This is a genomic window from Sanguibacter suarezii NBRC 16159, from assembly GCF_001552735.1.
Classification (GTDB): Bacteria; Actinomycetota; Actinomycetes; order Actinomycetales; family Cellulomonadaceae; genus Sanguibacter; species Sanguibacter suarezii.
In genome coordinates, this window is sequence record NZ_BCRT01000008.1 from 98,903 (window position 1) to 121,914 (window position 23,012).

17 protein-coding genes are annotated in these 23,012 nt (G+C 69.4%); 10 read left to right on the forward strand and 7 right to left on the reverse strand.

The features are described from left to right. Nucleotides 1-12 precede the first annotated feature (12 nt). Complete coding sequence (locus SS2_RS03965; RefSeq protein ID WP_066461413.1) at nt 13-1,614, reverse strand: peptide chain release factor 3; 1,602 nt, start codon at nt 1,612-1,614, stop codon at nt 13-15. Between the two features lie 311 nt (nt 1,615-1,925). Here SS2_RS03965 and SS2_RS03970 point away from each other — a divergent pair, with 311 nt between their 5' ends. Together SS2_RS03970 and SS2_RS03975 are read left to right on the forward strand one after the other, a co-directional pair. Beyond that, complete coding sequence (locus tag SS2_RS03970; RefSeq protein ID WP_066461415.1) at nt 1,926-2,591, forward strand: class II aldolase/adducin family protein; 666 nt, start codon at nt 1,926-1,928, stop codon at nt 2,589-2,591. A 226-nt stretch (nt 2,592-2,817) separates the two neighbouring features. After that, nucleotides 2,818-3,831: an aldo/keto reductase gene (locus SS2_RS03975; protein WP_066461279.1), complete on the forward strand. Its 1,014-nt coding sequence runs from the start codon at nt 2,818-2,820 to the stop codon at nt 3,829-3,831. Between the two features lie 24 nt (nt 3,832-3,855). Here the strand turns inward: SS2_RS03975 and SS2_RS03980 are convergent, their stop codons facing one another. Beyond that, nucleotides 3,856-4,326, reverse strand: a complete 471-nt coding sequence (locus SS2_RS03980) for an ATP-binding protein (protein WP_066461281.1) — start codon at nt 4,324-4,326, stop codon at nt 3,856-3,858. A gap of 208 nt (nt 4,327-4,534) precedes the next feature. On the opposite strand from SS2_RS03980, the gene SS2_RS03985 reads away from it, so the two are divergent. After that, nucleotides 4,535-4,885, forward strand: coding sequence for an STAS domain-containing protein (locus tag SS2_RS03985; protein WP_157607181.1), 351 nt, complete (start codon nt 4,535-4,537; stop codon nt 4,883-4,885). 95 nt (nt 4,886-4,980) lie between these two features. Here the strand turns inward: SS2_RS03985 and SS2_RS03990 are convergent, their stop codons facing one another. The 3 genes from SS2_RS03990 to SS2_RS04000 form a co-directional block, all read right to left on the reverse strand. After that, nucleotides 4,981-6,084, reverse strand: a complete 1,104-nt coding sequence (locus SS2_RS03990) for a hypothetical protein (RefSeq protein ID WP_066461285.1) — start codon at nt 6,082-6,084, stop codon at nt 4,981-4,983. Then, entirely contained in the window at nt 6,081-6,590 is a 510-nt protein-coding gene (locus tag SS2_RS03995; RefSeq protein WP_066461287.1) for an RNA polymerase sigma factor, read from the reverse strand. The genes SS2_RS03990 and SS2_RS03995 overlap by 4 nt, the downstream gene beginning before the upstream one ends. Nucleotides 6,591-6,685: 95 nt before the next feature. Further along, entirely contained in the window at nt 6,686-7,897 is a 1,212-nt protein-coding gene (locus tag SS2_RS04000) for an ROK family transcriptional regulator (protein WP_066461289.1), read from the reverse strand. Between the two features lie 104 nt (nt 7,898-8,001). Here SS2_RS04000 and xylA point away from each other — a divergent pair, with 104 nt between their 5' ends. Both xylA and SS2_RS04010 read left to right on the forward strand, forming a co-directional pair. Next, on the forward strand, nt 8,002-9,186 hold the full coding sequence (gene xylA / locus SS2_RS04005) for a xylose isomerase (protein WP_066461292.1): 1,185 nt from the start codon (nt 8,002-8,004) through the stop codon (nt 9,184-9,186). Then, a complete protein-coding gene (locus SS2_RS04010; protein WP_083941717.1) occupies nt 9,186-10,775 on the forward strand; it encodes a xylulokinase in 1,590 nt (529 codons plus the stop codon). The genes xylA and SS2_RS04010 overlap by 1 nt, the downstream gene beginning before the upstream one ends. A gap of 89 nt (nt 10,776-10,864) precedes the next feature. Here the strand turns inward: SS2_RS04010 and SS2_RS04015 are convergent, their stop codons facing one another. Next, on the reverse strand, nt 10,865-12,634 hold the full coding sequence (locus SS2_RS04015; RefSeq protein ID WP_066461293.1) for an ABC transporter ATP-binding protein: 1,770 nt from the start codon (nt 12,632-12,634) through the stop codon (nt 10,865-10,867). A gap of 325 nt (nt 12,635-12,959) precedes the next feature. Here SS2_RS04015 and SS2_RS04020 point away from each other — a divergent pair, with 325 nt between their 5' ends. Genes SS2_RS04020 through SS2_RS04040 form a run of 5 tightly spaced genes read left to right on the forward strand, consistent with a single transcriptional unit; the run spans nt 12,960 to nt 19,927 of the window. After that, complete coding sequence (locus SS2_RS04020; protein ID WP_245643339.1) at nt 12,960-14,204, forward strand: ABC transporter substrate-binding protein; 1,245 nt, start codon at nt 12,960-12,962, stop codon at nt 14,202-14,204. Continuing rightward, the gene (locus tag SS2_RS04025) at nt 14,201-15,175 is read left to right on the forward strand and encodes a carbohydrate ABC transporter permease (protein ID WP_083941719.1); all 975 of its coding nucleotides are present in this window, start codon (nt 14,201-14,203) and stop codon (nt 15,173-15,175) included. The genes SS2_RS04020 and SS2_RS04025 overlap by 4 nt, the downstream gene beginning before the upstream one ends. Beyond that, nucleotides 15,175-16,107, forward strand: a complete 933-nt coding sequence (locus SS2_RS04030) for a carbohydrate ABC transporter permease (RefSeq protein ID WP_083941721.1) — start codon at nt 15,175-15,177, stop codon at nt 16,105-16,107. Before SS2_RS04025 ends, SS2_RS04030 begins: the two co-directional genes overlap by 1 nt. Beyond that, nucleotides 16,104-18,686 carry a beta-galactosidase gene (locus SS2_RS04035; RefSeq protein ID WP_066461297.1) on the forward strand — a complete coding sequence of 861 codons (2,583 nt, stop codon included), beginning with the start codon at nt 16,104-16,106 and terminating at the stop codon, nt 18,684-18,686. Before SS2_RS04030 ends, SS2_RS04035 begins: the two co-directional genes overlap by 4 nt. Before the next feature lie 2 nt (nt 18,687-18,688). Beyond that, nucleotides 18,689-19,927, forward strand: coding sequence for an ROK family transcriptional regulator (locus SS2_RS04040; RefSeq protein ID WP_066461299.1), 1,239 nt, complete (start codon nt 18,689-18,691; stop codon nt 19,925-19,927). A gap of 26 nt (nt 19,928-19,953) precedes the next feature. On the opposite strand, the gene SS2_RS04045 is transcribed toward SS2_RS04040, so the two are convergent. Then, complete coding sequence (locus SS2_RS04045; protein WP_066461300.1) at nt 19,954-22,929, reverse strand: glycoside hydrolase family 2 TIM barrel-domain containing protein; 2,976 nt, start codon at nt 22,927-22,929, stop codon at nt 19,954-19,956. Nucleotides 22,930-23,012: the final 83 nt, after the last annotated feature.

Genomic DNA, 23,012 nt, shown 5'->3' on the forward strand with positions numbered 1-23,012 from the left:
GTCTGGAGAACGTCAGGTGGCCACGAGGGGTTCGAGGACGGCGTCGGGCAGGCGGTTGCGCACGGAGGTGACGCGCCAGCGGTCGGGGAAGAGGGCGAGGTACTCGCCGTCCTCACGCTGGAGGACCTCGACGCCGAGCTGGGCGTTGAGGTCGGCGACCCACTCCGGGGTGGTGCGCAGGGCGATCTCGTACTGCAGGCGGTCGAGGGTGACGGGGGAGTTGAACTCGGTCCCCATCCGGTGCTCGGCCACCTCGAACTGCATGGGCCCGACGGCGGCCAGCACCGGGGCCTGGTCTCCGCGCAGGTCGGAGCGCAGCACCTGGACGACGCCCTCGGCGCCGAGCTGCATGACCCCACGCTGGAACTGCTTGTACTTGGAGACGTCCTTGGCGCGCATGACGGCGAAGTGCTCGGGCGCGAAGGTCGGCAGCGGGGGGAACTCGACGAGCTTGTCGAGGTAGAGGGTGTCGCCCACGCGCAGGTTGGCCGCGTTGACCAGGCCGATGACGTCGCCGGGGTAGGCGGTGTCGACGATCGACCGTTCCCGGCCGAAGACCTGCTGGGCGTACTTGGTCGCGAAGGGGCGACCGGTGCGCGCGGAGGTCACGACCATCCCGCGGTCGAAGACGCCCGAGCAGATCCGGGCGAAGGCCAGGCGGTCGCGGTGCGCGGTGTCCATGCCGGCCTGCATCTTGAAGACGAAGGCGCTGAACGGTGCGTCGATCGCGCGGGTGTCACCGGTGACGGTCACCCGGGGGGTGGGCGACGGGGCGATGTCGACGAGGACGTCGAGCAGGGCGTGCACACCGAAGTTCTGCACGGCCGAGCCGAAGAGCACCGGCGTGGTCATGCCGGAGCGGAAGGTCTCGTCGTCGTGGTCGGCGCCGGAGGCCTCGAGCAGCTCGGATTCCTCGACGGCGGTCGCCCACGCCTCGCCCTCACGCTCGAGCGCGGCCTCGGGGCCCATGTGCTCCTCGGGAGCGATGGTCGTGCCGCCGGCGGTGCGGGTGAAGCGGGTGTACTCCCCGGTGCGGCGGTCGAGCACGCCGCGGAAGTCGCCGCCGATGCCCACGGGCCAGGTGAGCGGGGTGGGCGTGAGCCCGGTGCGCTCCTGGATCTCGTCCATGAGCTCGAGGGCGTCCTTGCCCGGACGGTCCCACTTGTTGATGACGGTGATGAGCGGGATGCCGCGGTGCTTGCAGACGGCGAACAGCTTCATCGTCTGGACCTCGAGGCCCTTGGCTGCGTCGACGAGCATGACGGCGGCGTCGACCGCGGAGAGCACCCGGTAGGTGTCCTCGGAGAAGTCGGCGTGGCCGGGGGTGTCGACGAGGTTGATGACGGCGTCGCGGTAGGTGAACTCCAGGGCGGCGGAGGTGATGGAGATCCCTCGCGCCTGCTCCATGTCCATCCAGTCAGAGACGGTGCGCTTGCCGGCCTTGCCGTCGGCGCGGCCGGCCTCGCGGATCGCCTTCGCGTGGAGGGCGAGGGCCTCGGTGAGGGTGGACTTCCCGGCGTCAGGGTGGCTGATCACGGCGAAGGAGCGCCGCCGTGCGGCTTCGGTGAGGACGACGACGCCATCCCGCGACGGGGAGGTCTCACCAGCGGTGATCGTACTGTCTTGAGCTGCCTGAGGCACTGAACATCCTGCACGTTGACGGTTCGGACGGCGGTTCGAGCGGCCGTCCCTGGGACGGTGCTGCGGGCGGCTCGTCGAACCTTTGCTGACGGGTCGGGGCGTACGAAGGTACGCGCCCAGCGGTCCATTATCTCGCGAAAATCTCGGCGCGGTGACATCGGGCTGGTCCGAGGCGCTCCAGCGGGGACCTACGTCCCTCGGAATGGCGTGCCGGGCTTGGGAGGATGAGGGTATTGAAACGATTCACTCGCTGTGAGAGTGGCCGACACGAAGGGGTGGGAACCATGCATACAGCCGCCAGCCGGGCGACCCGTCAGACCCGCGACGAGATCCTCTACTACTGCCTGGAGTCTGTTCGCACAGGGCTCAACTTCAACACCCAGGGCAACATCAGCGTCCGCCTCCCCGGAGCGCACGACGGCCAGGACGCGATCGTCATCACCCCCTCGGACGTGCGCTACGACGCGATGCGCCCGGAGGACATGGTCGTCGTCGGGCTGGACGGGACGGTGCTCGAGGGGGACCTGTGCCCCTCGACCGAGCTGCCGGTGCACCTGGCCCACTACCGCCGGCGCCCGGACGTGCAGGCGATCGTCCACACCGAGTCGACTTTCGTCAACGTGCTCGGGGCGCTCGGGCGCCGCATCGACCCCGTGCTGCTCAACATGGTGCTCTACGCCAAGGGCCCGGTCGAGATCATGCCCTTCGAGTTCTCCACGAACGGCGACTTCGGACGGCGCAGCGCCGAGCTCATGGGCGACGACGTCAACGCGGTCGTGTGGGGCAACCACGGGCTGCTCGCGGTGGGCGTCTCGCTCAAGCTGGCCTTCAAGGTCGCGGTCGCGGTCGAGGAGAACGCCGAGGTGCTGCACCGCGCGAGCGCCGCCGGGACCCCCAACGTCCTCGTCTACGAAGACATCGACATCCCGGTCGGCGCCCGCCTGCCATAACCGGCGCCCTGCCGACGGGGCGTGCTCTTGACGACGGGACGTGCTCTCAGAGGCACGCTCCGTCGTCAAGAGCACGCCCCATGCGCGGGTGACGGGTGACGGGTGATGGGTGGGGGATCGGTGGGCGGGGGCGGGTTTGTGCTGGTGGGTGCTTCCGTGTGTCGGGGGCTTCTGCAAGACTCACGACGTGACTCGATACCTCGCAGCTGATGACCGCTACTCATCCATGCCGTACCGCCGCAGTGGGCGCAGCGGCCTCGACCTCCCCGCACTGTCGCTGGGCCTGTGGCACAACTTCGGCGACACGACCCCCTTCGAGACCCAGCGCGCGGTGCTGCGCCGGGCCTTCGACCTGGGGATCACGCACTTCGACCTCGCGAACAACTACGGCCCGCCCTACGGCTCGGCCGAGGAGAACTTCGGGCGGCACATGGCCCAGGACTTCCGCCCGTACCGCGACGAGCTCGTCATCTCGAGCAAGGCCGGCTACGACATGTGGCCTGGCCCCTACGGCGACGGCGGGTCGCGCAAGTACCTGCTCAGCTCGTTGGACCAGTCCCTGACCCGGATGGGCCTCGACTACGTCGACATCTTCTACTCCCACCGGCCCGACCCCACGGTCCCGATCGAAGAGACCATGGGCGCCCTGCACACCGCTGTGACCAGCGGCAAGGCCCTCTATGCGGGGATCTCCAACTACAGCCCCGCCCAGACCCGCGCAGCCCAGCAGGTCCTCGCCGACCTCGGCACCCCGCTGCTCATCCACCAGCCCAGCTACTCCATGTTCAACCGCCACGTCGAGATGCCCGACGCCGGCCGCACCGACGACCCGGCCGCGACCGGTCAGTCGTTGCTCGAGACCGTCGACGAGCTCGGCATCGGCATGATCGTCTTCTCGCCGCTCGCCCAGGGCATGCTGACCGACCGGTACCTCGCCGGTGAGGTACCTGCGGACTCGCGGGCCGCCGTCGGGCACTTCCTCACGGCGGAGACGGCGCTGAGCGAGACGTACCTGGAGCGGGCACGCGGGCTGGACGCGATCGCCCGCGATCGCGGGCAGACACTGGCCCAGCTGGCGCTGACCTGGTTGCTGCGCGACTCGCGCGTCACCTCCGCGCTCATCGGCGCGAGCAGCGTGGCCCAGCTCGAGGACAACGTCAAGGCCGCCCACGCGGCGCCGCTGACGGCCGAGGAGATCGCCGCGATCGAGCCCTTCGCGGTCGACGGCACCAACCGCTGAGCCCGCGGTCGGGCCGCTGCCGCCTCAGGTGGCGGCGTGCCCGACCGGGACCCCGGCCACCTCGGGCGTGCAGATCGGGAAGCGGGCCCAGATGTGCTTGGTGAGGTCGTCCACGTACCAGCCGACGTCGAGGGCCAGGCGGTGGGCGAGGACCAGGCCGAACCCGCCCTCGCCGATCTCGCGGTCCTCGGCGATCTGCGGAGCCGATGCCACGTCGTGGTCGGCGACGTCCAGGAGCTGTTCGTCGTCGTTGGCCATGAGCGTGACGATCGTCGGGGGCTTGCCGTGGCGCAAGGCGTTCGTGGCGAGCTCGCTCACCACGAGGACCATCTTCTCGGGGACGTCGTCCAGGGTGGAGCTGGTGAGGAACACCCGACCGGTGAGCTCTTCGAAGAGCGATCCTCTCAGCTGACCGAGACCCTCGGTCGAGTCCAGCACCCATGTCCGCTTCGTCGTGAAGTTGACGGGTGGTCGGGCTGCTTTCACGTCGCTCACGCGGGAACCTCTCGTACAGGTCGTCTTCTCGGGCCGTGGGATAGGGCTTGAACTATGCCATCGACCGGCGCGGGGTGTCGCATGAGGATTTCGATCATGGGTGAGTTGTCTGGAGTTGCACGGATCGCGGTTGCCCCGGGGGTCGATTTCACCCGGTGGATTCTGAGATACTGGGCTGTTGAGCAGGAACGACAGTTTGAAGGGGATCATGAGCGACCTGACGGAGATCATGGACGACGCAGAACTCGGCGCCATCACGCTCGACCCAGAGAGGGAGAACCGTTGGATCCTCGGCGGTGAGGTCGACATCTCGGTGCACGAGAAGTTCCGCGAGATCTGGCCGCCGCACCGCCGGGCGGGCGCGCGTGTCGAGGTGGACATGGCCGCGGTGACCTTCATCGACTCCAGCGGGCTGCGCATCCTCTACGACGCCCGCACCGCTTCTCCGGTGGGCGAGATGCCCTTGTTGACCAACGTGCCCGAGCGTGTGCGCTGGGTCATCGACGTGACAGGTCTCACAGCCCTCTTCGAGTTCGCGGAGACCGTCCCCGAGTCCTGAGCGGTCTCAGACGACGGTCGTACAACTGCTGAGCCCAGGGCACCCGGACGGTCGGACTTCCCCCCGGCCGCACGGGTGCCCTGATGCTGTTCCTGTCAGTCGAGGGGGTACTCGGGTGCGTTGACCACTCGGGGGTCGGTCACCGGCACTGTCACCACGGAGTTGGCCAGCGCGACCGCTTCAGTCATGGTGCCGTCGGAGATGAGCCGGTAGGTCACGCCGTCCCTCTCCCACAGGAGCCACCCGGAGACGGCGTCAGCTGGGCCGTTCTTCACGAACATCGCCAGCTCACCGTTGACCTCGGTGAATGTAGTCCCGACGGCATACATGGACGCCTTGACCGTGATCGGCTCAGACGGTGTGGTCGTTGCCCGGAGGCCGAGGAACTTGCCCGGGACGGTGCCTTCGACGAAGGTTTCGTCTCCGTAGTTCACCTGCCAGCTGCGCGTGGTGGTGCTCTGCGGCCCGGGGTCCACCGGGTCGTTGACGAAGCCCGCCGGTGCTGACGCCGGGTCGAGGGTCTGGCCGTCAGGCCCGGAGAAGACCAGGCTGTCGAGGATGGCGACCATGTCAGCCTGCGCGACTGCGGAGCCCAAGGCGAGCCAGCGGATACCGTCAGGATCGACCCAGCTCATCTGCAGGCTGTGGTCTTCGTAGGTCCGTACCTGTCCTGCTACGCCGCGGACGGTCTGTGCTGTCAGGTCGGTCAGGTCCACGAACGGATCGGCGACATCCGCCCACACGGAGATGCCTCGGACCGGGTCGGTTGCGTAGAAGACCGCCGCCGGCATGATGGGTGCGCAGTTCATGTCGTCTTGGTGGACACCAACGCTGGCCACCGGCAACGACGTATCGGTGATCAGGCTGGTGGACGCGGCGATCTCGGGACTGCTCGCCCAGTGGTCCCGGCTGACCCACGAACCGAATCCGCCCGAGCAGCTGGCGTCTTGTGAAGCTGCGGCGGGCGCTGCCCCGAAGGCGAGCGGGCCACCCATCGCGACGGTCCCGTGCGGGGTCGTGGTGGTGGGCCAGAAGATCCCGCCGGCGAACAGCACCGCTGCGCCAGCGCCGATGACCGTGAACCGGCGACCGTGCCGACCGCGGCGGATCGCCCTGGCGCGGCCTTCGATGCTGGACAGTGCGGGAGCCGTCTGGGGCACATCGACGTGGGCGAGGGTCGCGAGCATCTTCTCGTTCATGAGCGGTCTCCAGTCAGGTGAGGGGCCAGCGCCGTGGCGAGCTGTTTACGGGCGGCAAAGAGAGTGGCGGCGACGGTGCCGCGAGCGATGTTCATGACGTCGGCGATGTCCGCCTCCGTGAGGTCCGCTACATAGCGCAGAGCTATGGCGGTGCGTGCGCGGGGGGCGAGCTGAGCGACCGCCTGCCACAACGCGTCGTCGGGCGCTGTCGGCGCGGGGACGTGCTCGAGGTGCAGGCGGTCCAGCGACCGGCGTTCCAGGCGGCGCCGGCGCCACGTGCGGCGCAGCTCGCTCAGCGCGACGCTGTACACCCAGCCCCCGGGTGACTCCATCGCGTGGACCTTGGGCCAGATGGCCAACGCGCGGGCGAAGGCTTCGGCCGCCGCTTCTTCTCCAAGGAGCGGGTCTCCGCTGGCGAGCGCGAGGGCGCGGGCAACCCGCGGGAACTCCCGCTGGTACCAGTCCGCGAAGACGAGCTCCTCGGGTGGATCTGAGGTGGTTGTCATACCCGTACAAGTCTTGAGCGCGGTGAAATGTTTAGTACGAGTTCTAGATCGTGCGTGGTCTCTGCCTGATCAGACGGTCCTCTGACCATGGAGGCTCAGGCCCCCACGAGCCACGGCGTCGGGTCGTCGAGCACGTCCGCGAGGCTCGCCCGGGCGCCGCCGATCGTCGCCGCGCCGACGCCCACGGGCGCGCGGTCCACCATGAAGGACGACCACGGCGCCGAGAGCACCCGGGTCTCGAGCTCGGCCAGGATGACCGGTTCCAGGAGGTCGGCGAGCTCGGAGTAGGCGCCGCCGAGCAGCACGGTCGGCACGTCGATGAGGTTGACGAAGTCGGCCAGCGCCGCACCCAGGGCGTGGCCGGCGCGGTCGAGGGCGGCGCTCGCGGGGCCGTCGCCGTCGGCGACGGCGCGCAGGAGGTCGGCCACCGAGGACCCCCGGGGCAGCCGCGCGGCGCGCAGCACCGCGTCGGTTCCGGCGTACTGCTCGAGGCAGCCGGTCGCCCCGCACTGGCACAGCGGCCCGGCCGGGTCGACGACGACGTGCCCCAGCTCTCCGCTCCATCCGCGCCCGCCGAGGAAGAGCTCGCGGTCGAGCACGATCGCCGCGCCGATGCCGACGTCGGCGGAGACGTAGAGGAAGGAGCTGGCGGTCTGGGCCTCGGCGCCCAGCGCGGGCACCTGGGCGAGGGCGGCGAGCTTGGCCTCGTTGGCGATGGTGATCGGCGCGGACCCGGTGTGCGCGGCGATCGCGGACGTGTCCACGGGGGACAGCTCGGCCCAGCCGAGGTTGGGGGCGACGCGCAGGGTCGACGTCGCGGAGTCCACCAGGCCGGGCAGGGCGACGCGGACGCCAGCCAGCCGTGCGCCGTCGGCCACCGCGCGGGCGGCGGCCAGCAGCTCGGCGGTGAGCGCGCCGAGGCGGGCGAGCACGGCGGCGGGGTCGCTCGCGTGGAAGTCACCGGGGACGGTGGCGGTGGCCAGGGTGGCGCCGGTGAGGTCGAGCACGGTGCCGGCGAGGTAGCCGACGTTGACCTCGAGGCCGAGGGAGATGATCGTCCTGGGAGCCGGGGCGAGGGGGACCGCCGGGCGCCCGGCTCGGCGGGCGGGGGCGGGGGCGAGCTCGACGACGATCCGTGCCTCGATGAGCCGGTCCACGAGAGCGGACACGGTGGCGCGCGTCAGACCGGTCGCGGCGGCGACATCGGCTCGGGAGACTGGGGTGGGCGCGCCGAAGATCTCGCGGGCGACGAGCGCGATGTTCTGCTCGCGCAGCGAGTGCTGCCCGAGGGCGGGGGAGGCGGCCATGTGTTGACCTTACCGGTTTCCAGGGATAAGTTCATCCATACAACTAATCCCTCGGGTGGGAACGATCCCCCTCGGCGGACCAGCTCTCGACGAGGAGAACTCACGTGACGAACGCATCTGGAATCAACTACTCCTTCGGCCTGTGGACCGTGGGGTGGAACGCACAGGACCAGTTCGGTTCTGCCACCCGTCCCGCCCTCGACCCGGCCGACTCCGTGCGCAAGCTCGCCGAGCTCGGCGCGTGGGGTTTCACGTTCCACGACGACGACGTCGTCCCCTTCGGCTCGGACGACGCCACGCGTGACCGCATCCTCGGCAAGCTGAAGACGGCCGCCGACGAGAGCAACATGACCATCGAGATGGTCACCACGAACCTGTTCAGCCACCCCGTCTTCAAGGACGGCGGCTTCACGTCGAACGACCGTTCCGTGCGTCGCTTCGCGCTGCGCAAGGTGCTCCGCAACATCGACCTCACGGCCGAGCTCGGCGCCAAGACCTTCGTCATGTGGGGCGGGCGCGAGGGCGCTGAGTACGACGGCGCCAAGGACCTGCATGCCGCGCTCGAGCGCTACCGCGAGGGCATCGACCTCGTCGCCGGGTACATCAAGGAACAGGGCTACGACATCAAGATCGCCCTCGAGCCCAAGCCCAACGAGCCCCGCGGCGACATCTTCCTCCCCACGATCGGCCACGCCCTCGGCTTCATCGCCGAGCTCGAGCACGGCGACATCGTCGGCCTCAACCCCGAGACCGGCCACGAGCAGATGGCAGGCCTGAACTACACGCACGGGCTCGCCCAGGCGCTGTGGTCGGGCAAGCTCTTCCACATCGACCTCAACGGTCAGCGCTCCATCAAGTTCGACCAGGACCTCGTCTTCGGTCACGGCGACCTGCTCTCGGCCTTCTTCACGGTCGACCTCGTCGAGAACGGCTTCCCGGGCACGCCGGACGGTCCCCGCTACACGGGCCCGCGCCACTTCGACTACAAGCCCTCGCGCACCGAGGTCGAGCGTGGAGTCTGGGACTCCGCCTCCGCCAACATGGAGATGTACGAGATGCTCGCCAAGAAGTCGGCCGAGTACCGTGCGGACCCCGAGGTGCAGGAGGCCTTCGAGACGGCCGGCATCTTCGAGCTCGCCACGCCGACGCTCAACCCGGGCGAGACCGTCACGGACCTGCTCGCCGACCGGTCGGCCTTCGAGGACTTCGACCCTGAGGCCGCCGCTCAGCGCGACTTCGGCTTCGTCCGCCTCAACCAGCTGGCTCTGCGCCACCTGATCGGGTCCTGATGACCGCGACCTTGCCGTCTGTGGGCGGCGCAGCTGAACCCTCCACCGCTCCTGCCGGCGCGCTCGTCGCCGGGGTCGACTCCTCGACCCAGTCGTGCAAGGTCGTCATCCGTGACGCGGAGACCGGAGCGCTCCTTCGCTCCGGCTCCGCGTCGCACCCCGACGGCACCGAGGTGGACCCCGCCGCATGGTGGACAGCCCTGGGTGCCGCCGTGGCCGCCGCCGGCGGCCTGCACGACGTCGCTGCCCTCGCCGTGGGCGGGCAGCAGCACGGCATGGTGCTGCTCGACGCCGACGGGGAGGTCATCCGTCCGGCGCTGCTGTGGAACGACAACCGCTCCGCCGGCTCCGCCGCCGACCTCATCCGTGACCTCGGCGCGCTCACCGGCGGCTCGGGGGAGCAGGCCTGGGCCGATGCGGTCGGCACCGTCCCGGTGGCCTCCCTCACCGTGACCAAGCTGCGCTGGGTCGCCGAGCACGAGCCCGAGAACGCCGCTCGGATCGCCGCCGTGTGCCTGCCGCACGACTGGCTGACCTGGCAGATCTCCGGTGCGGGCGGGGTACCGGGCGCCGCCCGGGACCTCAGCGCGCTGACCACCGACCGGTCTGACGCCTCGGGTACCGGGTACTACTCCGCCGCCACGGGCGCCTACCGCTTCGACCTGCTCGACCTCGCCCTGGGGGAGGGCGCCTCGGCAGGGATCACCCTGCCGCGGGTGCTCGGTCCGGCCGAGTCAGGCGGGTCGGTCGACGTCGCGGTGCTCGCCGAGGCTCTCGGCACCCCCGCGCCGGAGGCGGTCGCTCCTGACCAGCAGGAGGCCGGCAACCCGGCCTCGGCGACGGCGGGACAGATCGTGCTGGGCGCGGGCGCCGGGGACAACGCCGCCGCAGCGCTCGGCCTCGGCATGGCAACGGGCGACGTGGCCGTCTCGATCGGCACGTCCGGAGTCGTCTCGGCGATCTCGCCCGTACCGTCCGCGGACGGCTCCGGCCTGGTCGCCGGATTCTCCGACGCGACCGGTGCGTACCTGCCGCTGGCCTGCACGCTCAACGCCAGCCGGGTGCTCGACGCCACGGCGCGGATGCTCGGCATCGACCACGCCGAGCTGTCCGCGCTCGCGCTCTCCGCACCCCCCGGCGCGGACGGGCTGGTCCTCGTCCCCTACCTGGAGGGCGAGCGCACCCCCAACCGTCCCGACGCCACCGGCACCCTGCACGGGATGCGGCTGGCGAACATGACGTCCGCGCACCTGGCCCGGGCAGCGGTCGAGGGCATGCTGTGCGGCCTGGCCGACGGCCTCGACGCGCTGGTCGCCCAGGGCGCCGAGGTCTCGCGGCTGCTGCTGATCGGCGGCGGCGCGAAGTCCGAGGCGGTTCGCGAGATCGCCCCGCAGGTCTTCGGCCTCCCGGTCGAGGTCCCGCCCGTCGGCGAGTACGTGGCCGACGGCGCAGCGCGCCAGGCGGCGTGGGTGCTGGCCGGCGGGGAGCAGGCCCCGGCCTGGCCTGCGGCGTCGGGCACGACGGTGCACTCGGCGACGGCTGAGCCGATCATCCGGGCGCAGTACGCCGCGGTCCGCGACCTCGTCTGAGCGTGGCCTGACCGACGCTGAGCACACCGACGGCCGCCGGCCCCTGCCAGGGGGACGGCGGCCGTCGCGCATGCCGGTGATGGTGCCTGTCAGCGGCGCTGGCGCTCCTGGAGCCGGGCGTACCGGCCGTTCATCTCCATGAGCTCCTCGTGGCTGCCGATCTCGACGATGTGTCCTGCGTCGAGCACGACGATCCGGTCCGCGCCGCGGATGGTGGAGAGCCGGTGCGCCACGACGAGGGTGGTCCGGCCATGCATCAGACGATCGAGGGCGTCCTGGACCAGGGCCTCGGACTCCGAGTCGAGCGCGGAGGTCGCCTCGTCCAGCAAGAGGATGCGGGGGTCGCGGACGAGAGCCCGAGCGATCGCGATCCGTTGCCGCTGCCCACCGGAGAGCCGCGCGCCGCGCTCGCCCACGAAGGTGCCCCAGCCGTCGGGGAGCGCGTCGACGATCTCCGCGGCGTTCGCGTCCTCGAGAGCCTGGCGGACGAGATGGTCCGGCACCTCGGCGAGGCCGTACGTGATGTTGTCCCGGATGGAGCCCTCGAAGAGGACCGACTCCTGAGGAACCACGGATACGTGCCGCCGGAAGGTCCGCAGGTCCAGCGTCGCGGCGTCCACACCGTCGATGAGGAGCCGTCCGCTCGTGGGACGCACGAAGCCGAGGGTGAGGTTGAGCATCGTCGACTTCCCCGAGCCGGAGCGGCCTACGAAGGCGACCGTCTCTCCTGATCTGATGTCCAGGGTGACGTCTGTCAGCGCGTGCCCGTGGGCGTCCGGGTACCGGAACCCCACCCGGTCGAACCGCAGGTCGCCCGTGACCGAGGTCACCGCCCGCTTGCCTGCGTTCTCCTCGAGGTCGGGCTCCGTGAGCACCTCGGCGATGGAGCGCACGGACTCAAGCCCCTTGTAGGCGATCGGCAGGACCATGAGCACCTGGGTGACGCCGCCGGTGATCAGTCCGAAGTAGGCAGACAGCTGGACCACCTCGCCGGCCGTGATCTCGACCCGACCTGTCACCGCAGCCAGCGCGCCGAGCATCAAGCACCCGACACTCAGCATCTGCAGGACGACCCACGAGAGCGACTGGAACCGCCCGTTGAGCAGATCCAGACGGTACCCGGACGTGCGTACGCCCTCGGCGCCCTCCGCGATCCTGGCTTGCGCCGTCGCCTCGAGTCCGTGCGCCCGGGTGATGGGGAGCAGCGTGGCCATCTCACCGACCCGAGAGGAGAACGCCTCGACGTCGAGACGGAAGGCCTCGTTGCGTTCCCGGGACCGGCGCGCGATGGCCGACCGGATGACGACGGCGATCGGGATCGTCAGCGCGTAGACGGGCAGGAACTGTGGCACGGACAACGCGGTCATGATGAGCGCACCCATGACGACGGTCGTCTGCGCCAGGATCGGGTGCGTCACCTGCTGCAGCATGAGCTCGATGTTCTCGACGTCTCGTACGACCTTCGTCTGGACCAGGGATGCCGAGGTCCGGTGGTGGAAGCCGATCGAGAGGCTCTGCAGCCGTTCGGTCAGGGCGTTGCGAAGGTCCGCGCCGATCTGGCGCACGGCTCCCATGAAGAGCTTGGTGTACAGGACATGGGTCGGGTAGTTCTGCAGGAGCGCGACGAAGGCCACGGCAGCCCACAGGGCCAGGTCTCTCGGTGGACCGCCCACGACGACGATGTCGATGACGTGGGCGGTCACCACGGGCATGAGCCACTGGGGGGAGTCCTTGAGAGGGAAGACCAGCACTGCCCCGATCACCCGGGAGCGGTGACGGCGCACGAGGCCGAGCACTGCGCGCAGGGGGTGGTTCGCGTCGATCTCGGGGATGGGTTGCTGCTCACGGGGAAGTCTCATGACCGCCTCTCTGCGGTGGAGGTACGCGAGTGACCGGCGGTGGTACACGCCACCCAGAGGCGTGGGCGCCGGTTGCGCGACGGTAACTCTAACCGTTGAGAGAATTGTGTGCTGCCGTCCGGGCATATCACGGCACACTGACCCAGAACCGTGACCTCTTCGTGATCTTGCTCACTTCGCCAGGGGATTGTCTAAGGGTTAGTGTTACTCCCGTACGGGCTTCAGGTGGCGCCGACGATGGAGTGGCGCCAGCACACACACCGCAGAGAGGCGGAAGAAGATGAGTTCGACCGGAAGACGAGGCAAGTCGGCCTGGATCGCAGGCGTGGCAGTGCTCAGCATGATCTCGCTCGCAGCGTGCAGCTCGGATGGTGACGGCGGCTCGGACGGGTCGACCTTGTCCATGGTCGTGTGGGGCGGCGACGTCGACAAGGCCGCGTATCAGGAGCGCATCGACCTGTTCGAGGCCTCTCAGGACGAGATCAAGATCAAGCTGCAGCTCATCCCGGGCGACAAGTACGAGCAGAAGGTCCAGACCATGATCGCCGGTGGCGACGGCCCGGACATCATGCAGGTCGCCGAGGGTGTCAACGTCTATTCCTCGAAGAACCAGATCATCCCGCTCGACGAGCTGATCGCGGACGCCGGTCTCGACCTCGAGGAGCGGTTCGGCCCGGTCGGCAGCCTCTACTCCTACGAGGACAGCGTCTACGCGATCCCCGACCGCTCTGGCGCCATGATCGTGTACTACAACAAGGACCTCTTCGACGCCGCCGGCGTGGAGTACCCGACCGCCGAGTGGACGACCGAGGACGCGCAGGCTGCGATGGAGAAGCTCACCATCCCCGGCCAGCAGTGGGGCTTCGGCGGAGCAGGCTGGTGGCCGCAGTGGTGGAGCTTCGCCTACCAGAACGGTGGCGCGATCATCGACGACGAGGGTCGCCCCGCGGCCAACTCCCCAGAGGTCGTCGATGCACTGCAGTGGGCCAACGACCTCGTCCACGTGCACAAGGTGGTGCCGTCCACCTCCGACTATGCGGACATGGGTCCTGACATGGGTGGTGACCCGGCGTTCGCAGCGCAGAAGGTCGCCATGAACACCACCGGGTTCTGGGCGATCAACACGCTCCTCGAGGCCGACTTCAACTGGGACATCGCGCCGATGTGGCACGACGAGGAGCAGGCTGTCGCCGCCTTCGGCTCGGGTCTGGCGATCTCTCGCGACAGCAAGAAGTCGGAACAGGCCTTCCAGGCGATCGACTTCCTCACGGACGCCGAAGCCCAGACCGTGATCATCGACAAGGCGCAGGACGTGCCCGCCAACCTCGCTGTGCAGAGCTCCGAGGCGTTCCTCAAGCCGGAGTGGGCAACCCGAGAGGTCAACATGGCGGCCTTCGGGGAGTCGTCCGCCTTCGTCTTCCGTTCCCCGCTCATCCCTGAGTGGAACGAGATGCAGGCCGCGTTCGCCGACAACCTGGGCACGTTCTGGAACCAGGGTGGTGACGCAGCGGAGCAGCTGACCCTGATCCAGGGCAAGCTCGAGTCGGTCCTCGGGTCGTCGAGCCGATGACTGCTGTCGACATAGCGGCACCTGGCACGGCGGGGGCGCAGGCTCCCCGCCGTGCCGGGCGGCGGGGCGGTGCTCGTCCCAGGCTGACCAAGCGAGGCCGCAGCGAGGCCCTCGCGTTCTGGTTGTTCATCTCACCGTGGCTCATCGGGTTCGTCGGCTTCCTGCTCGGACCCATGATCGCGTCGGTCTACATCTCGTTGACCGAGTGGGACTCCTTCACGCCAGCAGAGTTTGTCGGTCTCGACAACTACACCAGGGCCCTCACCGATGACCCGGTCTTCTGGAAGGCGCTCGGGAACACCTTCTACTACGCGCTCGTCTCGGTGCCCCTGGGACTGGTCATCGGAGTCTGGCTGGCCAACCTCCTCAACAAGAAGATCCGCGGCCGCAAGTTCTTCCGCACCATGATCTATCTGCCCACGCTGGTGCCGCTCGTGGCCACCGCGATGGTCTTCAAGATGGTGCTCGCGCCGTCCGGCCCGCTCAACGACCTGCTCGGCATCTTCGGTGTCGAGGGGCCGTCCTGGCTGCTCGACCCGAACTGGGTCAAGCCCGCCCTCGTCGTGCTCTCCGCGTGGGGAGCCGGCGGAGCCACGGTGCTCCTGCTGTCAGCGATGAACGGCATCCCGCGAGAGTTCTACGAGGCTGCGGAGATCGACGGCGCGGGTCCGATGCGCCAGTTCTGGGCGATCACATTCCCGCAGATCACTCCGATCATCTTCTTCAACCTCATCATGGGGCTCATCGGAGCGTTCCAGATATTCAGCCAGGTCTACATCCTCACGGCAGGTGGTCCCGACAACGCGAGCATGACGATCGTGCCGCTCCTGTTCCGTGAGGCGTTCTCCTTCTACCACTTCGGGTACGCGTCGGCGATCGCGTGGCTCTTGTTCATCGTCATCATCGGATTCACTGCGATCGCGTTCCGGACGTCGCGCAGCTGGGTCTTCTACGAGACGGAGGTGCGGTGATGGCCGTAGAAATCCAGGTCCCGCCCGTGGCCACCCAGGCCGACGGGCCGCGCTCTTCGAAGACCACCGGGTCAGCGCGGACGCTCAAGGCCTTCCGCGCGTCCCCGTACAGCTACGCGGTCCTCATTCTCGTGTCGACGGTGTTCTTCGTGCCGTTCATCCTCATGTTCTCGATCGCTCTCTCGAGCGACGCGACGAGCGCGAAGAACCTCTTCACGATCATCCCGAGCGAGTTCGAGTGGTCGAACTTCTCGCACGTGTTCAGTGCTACCGGGCTCCCTGTAGGCCGGTTCATCCTCAACTCGGTGATCATCGCGACCGTGTCCGCTGTCGGGCAGGTCATCTCCTCCTCGCTCGTCGGATATGCCTTCGCACGGCTGCGGGCGCCCGGGAAGAGCTTCATGTTCATGGTCGTGCTCGCCACGATGATGATCCCCTCGCAGATCACGATGATCCCCCAGTTCCTGCTGTTCAAGGAGCTCGGCTGGGTGAATACCTTCCTGCCGCTCATCATCCCGAACTTCTTCACGAACGCGTTCAACGTCTTCCTCGTGAGGCAGTTCGTCTCGCGGATCTCGGGGGAGCTCGACGAGGCGGCGCAGGTTGACGGGCTCGGCTACTTCGGCATCTACCGCCGGATCATCCTGCCGATGATGTGGCCCATCCTCACCGCGATCGCGATCTTCACGCTCACCGCGAGCTGGGGCGACTTCATGGGTCCGCTCATCTACCTGAACAAGGAGGAGATGATGCCGTTGGCCCTCGGTCTGCAGTACATGACCTCGACGAGCAACGCCATGCAGCTACCACCGTGGAACCTCGTCATGGTCGGGTCGATCCTGCTGACGGTCCCGATGATCTGTATCTACTACCTAGGCCAGAAGTACCTCTACGAGATGAACGTCTCTGGCGGAAGCGCAGGTGTGAAGTGACGACCGAGATCGCCCACCAGGTAGGAGTGAGCCCTTCGGGGTTCGTGCTCGATGGTGACGAGCAGGTGCTGCTGTGCGCATCGCTCTTCTACTTCCGGATCCCGCGCGAGCTGTGGGCCGGACGGCTCGCACAGGTACGGGACTCCGGGTACCAGGTCATCGACGTGTACCTCCCGTGGAACTTCCATGAGATGTCTCCTGAGGAGTGGGACTTCACAGGCAGGCGGGACGTCGCCGCCTTCCTCGACCTGGCCCACGAGGCCGGGCTCAAGGTGATCGCCCGCCCCGGACCGTACATCTGCTCGGAGTGGGACGGTGGCGCGCTTCCTGCCTGGCTCACGCTGACCGAGGGCCTGCGGGTCCGCCAGGCTGAGCCGCAGTATCTGGCCCAGGTAGGGCGGTGGTTCGACCGGGTGCTGCCGCTGATCGCGGAGCGGCAGCACGGCCGCGGTGGCAGCGTCGTCGCCGTCCAGCTCGAGAACGAGCTCGACTTCTTCGACACCGAGGATCGAACGGGCTACATGACGGCGCTGCGCGACATGGCGCTCGAGCACGGCATCACGGTGCCGTTGATCGCATGTGCAGGTCAGGGAGACCTCGTCGGAGCCACCGGCGCGGTCCCCGGTGTCGTGCCGGCGTTCAACTTCTACCCCGACGACAGATCTCCTGCGATCGAGCCCGAGGTGCGTCGTTACGCCGAGATGCTCGGCGCGCAGGGGGTGCCGCTGCTGGTGACCGAGACGAACCGGGCCCACGTGACGCTCCGGCGTCTCCTGGTCAGCGGCGCCCGGCTGCTGGCGCCGTACCTCCAGGCGTCCGGATACAACTTCGGGTACTACCCGTCGACCGGGAACTGGGGCGATCCCGGCGGCTTCATGAGCCACGACTACGACTTCGGGGGCTACCTGTCCCCGATCGGCGAGCCACGTCCAGAGATGGCCCAGGCGCGATCTCTCGCAGGGGTCGTTCGTACGCTCGGCTCCTGCTTGGCGGGGTCGGTCGCACGACCGGCGGAGGGGGCCTACCGGACCGATGCGCCGACGAGCGCCTCGCCGTCGCGGCTCGACCTGGCGGGCGGGGGCTCGTTGCTCGGCGTGACCAACCTCGGCGACGAGTGGTCCCAGGCGACGATCCCCGCGTCAGGAGCAGTTCCCGAGATCACGGCGGTGCTGCCCCCGCACTCATGCACCCTGGTGCTGCAGGACCTTCCTCTGGGTGGGTTCGGGCTGCCGGGCACGCTGCTCCTCGCCACCGGCGACGTCGCGGGCCTGGACGGCGAGGGTCTCCGGTTCGTCGCGGCGGGGGCGACGACGGTCGCGCTCGGCGCGCCGGACGGTGGCGCGATCGAGGTCGTCGAGCTGCCTGCGCCGGCCCCGGGGATGCCGGTCCGCCGAGTCGTGACCGCAGGCGAGGTCTCGTGGGTGGTCATCGTCGGGCACCCCGAGGACTCCGCCCCGGGTACGCAGCCTGCTGGTCCGGCTGCGGCGCCCGTCCGGGTCGAGCGCGTCGGGCGCGTGGACCTGCCGACCCGCAGCGGGCCCACGTCACGGCACGAGGTGCCGCCAGCCTCTGAGGCGGTCGGCGTGCACCGTGGCCGGACGCACTACGCGGCCGACGTGTCAGGTGTCGACGAGCTTGTGCTCGAGGGCGCCGGTGACATCGTGGACATCAGCCTGGACGGTCGAGCGCTGCCCACCATCGCCCGCTTCGGGGCGACCCAGGTCGTACCCGTCTCCGGCGCATCCCTGCTGGACGCCACGGTCGAGACCTGGGGGCATGCGAACTTCGACGACGTCCGCATGCCCGGACTGCAGATCGGGTCGCTGCGCGGGCTCGGCACGGCATGGTCGGTGACGCAGCGACAGGACGTCTCTGCGCTGTGGACGGTCGACGGTGGAGAGCAGTGGGCCGGTGACCCGGCTCCGCTGCGATCGCTGGGCGGCTGGAGCAGCACGCGCATCGGACGGCCGATCACCTACCGCCGGACCTTGACGCTCGATCCCGGCTGCCATCACGCGCTGCAGCTCGACGGTCTGTCGCACGCCGTCCATGTGCACGTCGACGGGACCGAGCAGCTTCTCACCCCCCAGGATCCGTGGGTGCACCTGGCCCCGGGTACGGGGGCCGAGATCACGGTCACCTCGCCGCACGGTGCGGGAAGCCTCGGCACGGCGTGGTTGCGACGGCTCGAGCCGGTCCGCGACTGGCAGGTCCAGGCACAGCCCGACCGTGAGATCCTCGCCCTCGCCGACAGTCCGGGGGAGGCGGTCGCGACCGACCTCCCGCTCGTGCTGGAGGCCGGCGAGGAGCTCTGGCTCGATGTCGAGACGCCTCCAGGAGGCTGTTCTCTGCGCTTCGAGGGCACGCAGCTGAGGGTCAGTGCCTTTGCGCACGGAGAGCTGCTCGGTCGTGTGTGGCTCGACGACCCAGCACGTCCGCGATTCACCGGCGGAGACGACGGCCGAGTCTGGCTGCCGGCTGCCTGGAATAATGGCAGAATTCGGCTTCTGCTGCACGCGACTGCGGGGCCAGACGCCTCAGTGCTGGTCAGTGTGCTGGCGACGCAGAGTCAGGAGTAGAGATGGCGGTGCGGAGGAGGTCCTCTCGCGACATCCGCAGCGAGTCGCGACTGGACGTGCTCCACGCACTGCTGTCGCTCGGGGAGTCGAACCGGAACGAGCTGGCCCGGACCACAGGGCTGAGCCCTGCGACCGTGGCGACAGTGGTCTCCGAGCTCATCGCGGAGGGCCTGGTCGAGGAAGCGGGCCTCGCCCTCGGCGGCACCGGCCGACCGACGACGACGTTGCGGATCAACCGTGCGCGTGGACGGATCGCTGGTATCGATGTCGCGGAGACCTATGTCAGCACCCACCTCTTCGACGCTGCGCTGGCGCAGGTGAGCTCGGCCGACGTGGCGCTCGACGAGCACCTGACCTCGCCCGAGTATGTGGTCGAGGGCATCATCCGGTCGCTCAAGGCGGCGACGGACGAGGTGGGCATCGAGCTCGACAGCCTGCTCGGGGTCGGCGTCGCCCTCCCAGGACTGGTGCAGGGCAAGGCCGGCGTCACCGCCGTCCTCGCCCCGCACCACTCGTGGAGCAACATCGAGCTGCTCGAGCTCCTGCGCGAGCGGATCGCCGTGCCGCTGGTCGTGGAGAACCCGCTCAAGGCGATCGCTACGGCGGAGCTGTGGCTCGGTCGCGTGCGCGGGGCGTCGAGCATGGTGACGGTGAACCTCGGGACCGGCGTCGGAGCGGGCATCGTGCTCGAGGGGCGCGTCCTGCGGGGCGCCACCAACTCCGCGGGCGAGTGGGGTCACTCGCTGCTCGTCTACGAGGGGCGCGGATGCCGTTGCGGCAGGCGCGGCTGCGTCGAGGCGTATGTCGGAGCCCCGGGGATCCAGGAGACGCTGCGCGAGGTCGACCCGCACCATCCGCTGGTCGTCACCGACAGCCAGCGCGACTTCATCGCCGCGCTGGCCGCGGCGATGCGTGAGCAGACCCCGGACGTCGCAGTCCGAGAGACCCTCGACCGTACTGCTCGCTACCTCGGGTCAGCGCTCGCTGACCTCGTCGCCATCATCAACCCCGAGCTGGTGCTGCTGACCGGTTGGACCGCCTGGGCGCTGGGGGACCACCTTCTTCCCGGCACGGCAGCGCAGCTGACGGCTGAGGCGCCGGAGGGCGCGGCAGCCGATCTCACCCTCGGCGTCTCGACGGTCAGAGGCAACTCCGTGGCGATCGGGATGGCGACGCTCGCTTTTGAGCGCTTCCTCGGCGACGTCGGCCTGGTGACCACGCGGGCGTCCATCGCGCTCTGACGCGACGGACGCCCGCGGGCACAGCCTCACTGACCGGCGCTGAACCGTACCTGCATGGTGACGGGGGCCGGGCGGAGCATCGCAGAGGCGAGGACCCCTGGACCGCACGCGGCGGAGCCGAGACCGTGCCCGGCGGCGTCGACGTGCACCCAGAGCGAGCCGTCGGGGACGAGCTCGTGGGGGTGGTCGGCCGCGTGCAGCGCGGCGTCCGACCACGGTCGCGCGGTGAGCTCGATCCCGTGGACCTGCTGGTCGCCGACGAGGACCTCGCCGGCAGTCAGCGTGAGCGGCCCGGTGGCGAGGCCGAAGGTCGCGCGGGTGACACCACGGCGGGCCCCGTTCTCCTGCGGGCGGGTGTACCGCGTACCGAGCTCGTCGACGGTGTGCTGCCACCGCCCGGTGAGCGCGGCGAGCGTCGAGTCCGCGTAGGACTCGCCCGGCCCCATCCCCGTCCAGTCGACCGTGACAGCGCCGGCGTCAGCCTGCTCGAGGGCCAGCAGCAACCCCAGACGTGCGACGCTGCCTGGCCACTGCCCTTCCGGGCGGATGGTGATCACCAGGTCGGCGGTCGAGTGGTCCACCGTGCGCCACTCGTAGCGCACCGCGAAGCCGCAGTCGGTGGCGGCCCCGGCACACCGGGCGGTGACCACGAGGGTGTCGCCCTCGCGGACGAGCCCTTCGACGCGTTCGTGCAGCCGTGTCAGCCCGGCCTTCGTCCAGGCCTCGTCGTCGCCGACAGCGTCGTACCAGGAGCGACTTCCGTCGTTGTCGGTGGGAGCGCGCCAGGCATCCACCCGGGACAGGCGGACGGGGACACCGCCGATGCTCAGGATGCGCCCCACGGCGTCGAGCACGACAGGACCGACGTGGTGGTTGCCCTCCGCGGTGCGCGTAGGCACGCCTGAGGCCGGAGGGAGCGGGGCGGCGGGGCGCACGAGCACCTGGCCCGCGCCCAGGTGGAAGCCGTCAGGCGCCCACGCGGGCGCCTCTCGCGGTACCGCGCGCAGGGTGCACCACACCGCCTCGGACGACGCGCGGACGTCCTGGACCGCCTGGCCGGTGAGCTCGGAGACGGTCAGGATGCGAGTCTCGCCGGGAGCCAGGGAGAGCTCCGCAGCGTAGTCACCGGTCGCGACGACGTCGCCGCCGGCGACCAGAGCCCACTCGAGACGGATGTGCTCGGTGGAGGTGAAGGCGTACCGGTTCCGGAGACGGAACGTCTGGGGACGGTGCAGATCAGGCACGACCTGGACCGGCGCATACGCCGCCGCGAGCTCGACGAGTCCAGGAGACGGGGTCCTGTCCGCCAGGAGCAGGCCGTCGGCGATGAAGGCGCCGTCGTGCAGCTCCTCGCCGAAGTCTCCGCCGTAGCCGTGGAACGGTGTCCCGTCGGCGGCGCGAGTCGCGATGCCGTGGTCCATCCACTCCCAGACGAAGCCGCCCATGAGCCGGGGGTGCTCGTCCACGAGGTCCAGGTAGTCGGTGAGGCCACCCGGTCCGTTGCCCATGGCATGGGCGTACTCGCACAGGACGAAGGGCAGGGTGCGCCGGCGGCTGTCGAGGGAGCCGTCGGCCAGCGGGGCCTCCTCGCCCCGGCCGATGAGCGCGACCTCCTCGCTGGTGGGATACATCCGGGAGTAGACGTCGACGTGCTCGCTCGACCAGTCACCTTCGTAGTGGAGCGGTCGTGAGCCGTCGAGGACCCGGATCGCGGACGCCATCGCCTCGACGTTGCAGCCTTCGCCCGACTCGTTGCCCAGGGACCACATGATGATGCTGGGGTGATGGGCGTCGCGGCGGACCATCCGAGTGACTCGGTCGACCAGGACCGGGGTCCACTGCGGGTCGTCTGTCGGGTTGCCACGCCACCCGAGCGGCTCGAAGCCGTGGGTCTCGAGGTCGTTCTCGTCGATGACATAGAGCCCGTGCTCGTCGCACAGGTCGAGGAAGTGCGGGTGCGGCGGGTAGTGGCTCGTGCGCACCGCGTTGACGTGATGCTGCTTCATGAGCAGCACGTCCTCCAGCATCGTCTCGGGTGTCACGGCGCGTCCGCGAGCGGGCTCGAACTCGTGCCGGTTGACGCCATAGAGCTTCACCGGTGCTCCGTTCACCCGGAAGACACCGTCGACGGTGGAGACGGTGCGGAAGCCGACGCGGAGGGTGACCTGCTCTGCGGCCGTGCTCACCACCACGTCGTAGAGCCGAGGATGTTCCGCGCTCCACGGCTGGACCGGATGGCGGACCGTCTCGCCCGCCGCCACGTTGATGCCGAGCTCGGGGACCGTGATGCGCGCCTGGTGCCCGGCGTCGTGCTCGACGTCGACGCGCAGCTCCCCTTCTCCCGTGGTGTGGTCGTACTCCGCGACCACCGTCGCGTGGTCGACGCCGCCAGCGGGGCGGTGCTCCATGCTGACGCTGCGGAAGATGCCAGAGAGCCACCACTGGTCCTGGTCCTCGAGGTAGGTGGGCGCAGACCACTGCGTGACCCGCACGGCCACCAGGTTCGCTCCGTCGACGAGAGCGTCGGTCACGTCGATCTCGGTCGGCAGGCGGGACCCGTGCGACTGCGCGAGGATCTGGCCGTTGACGGCCACCTCGAACCACGAGTCGACGCCCTCGAAGCGGAGCACGACGCGTCCGTCCTCCTGCCAGGACGGCGGGACGGTGACGGTGCGGCGGTACTCGCCCGTCGGGTTCTCACGAGGGACGCGGGGCGGGTCGACCGGGATCGGGAAGAGCACGTTGGTGTAGGCCGGCCTGCCGTAGGGCCACGCGTCGGGGGCCTGAGCCAGCTGCCAGTGGCCGGGGACCTCGATCGTGTCCCACCCCTCGCCGCGGTCAGCCGGGTCGACCCCCGTGGACGCTTCGGGGAAGAGTCGGAACCGCCACTCACCGTCCAGACTCAGTGCGGGGCGATCCGTCCCTCCTGCTCGCGGACGGAAACGTGCCGGGAGCACGCCGTTCGGGACGACGACGGACTCGTGGGACGGGCGCACGACCATGTGCTCACTCCTGGGGGTGGATCGGTTTGACGAAGGGTTCTGCTGACCGTCAGAATAAGGCAACGGTGATCACGGGACAAGCC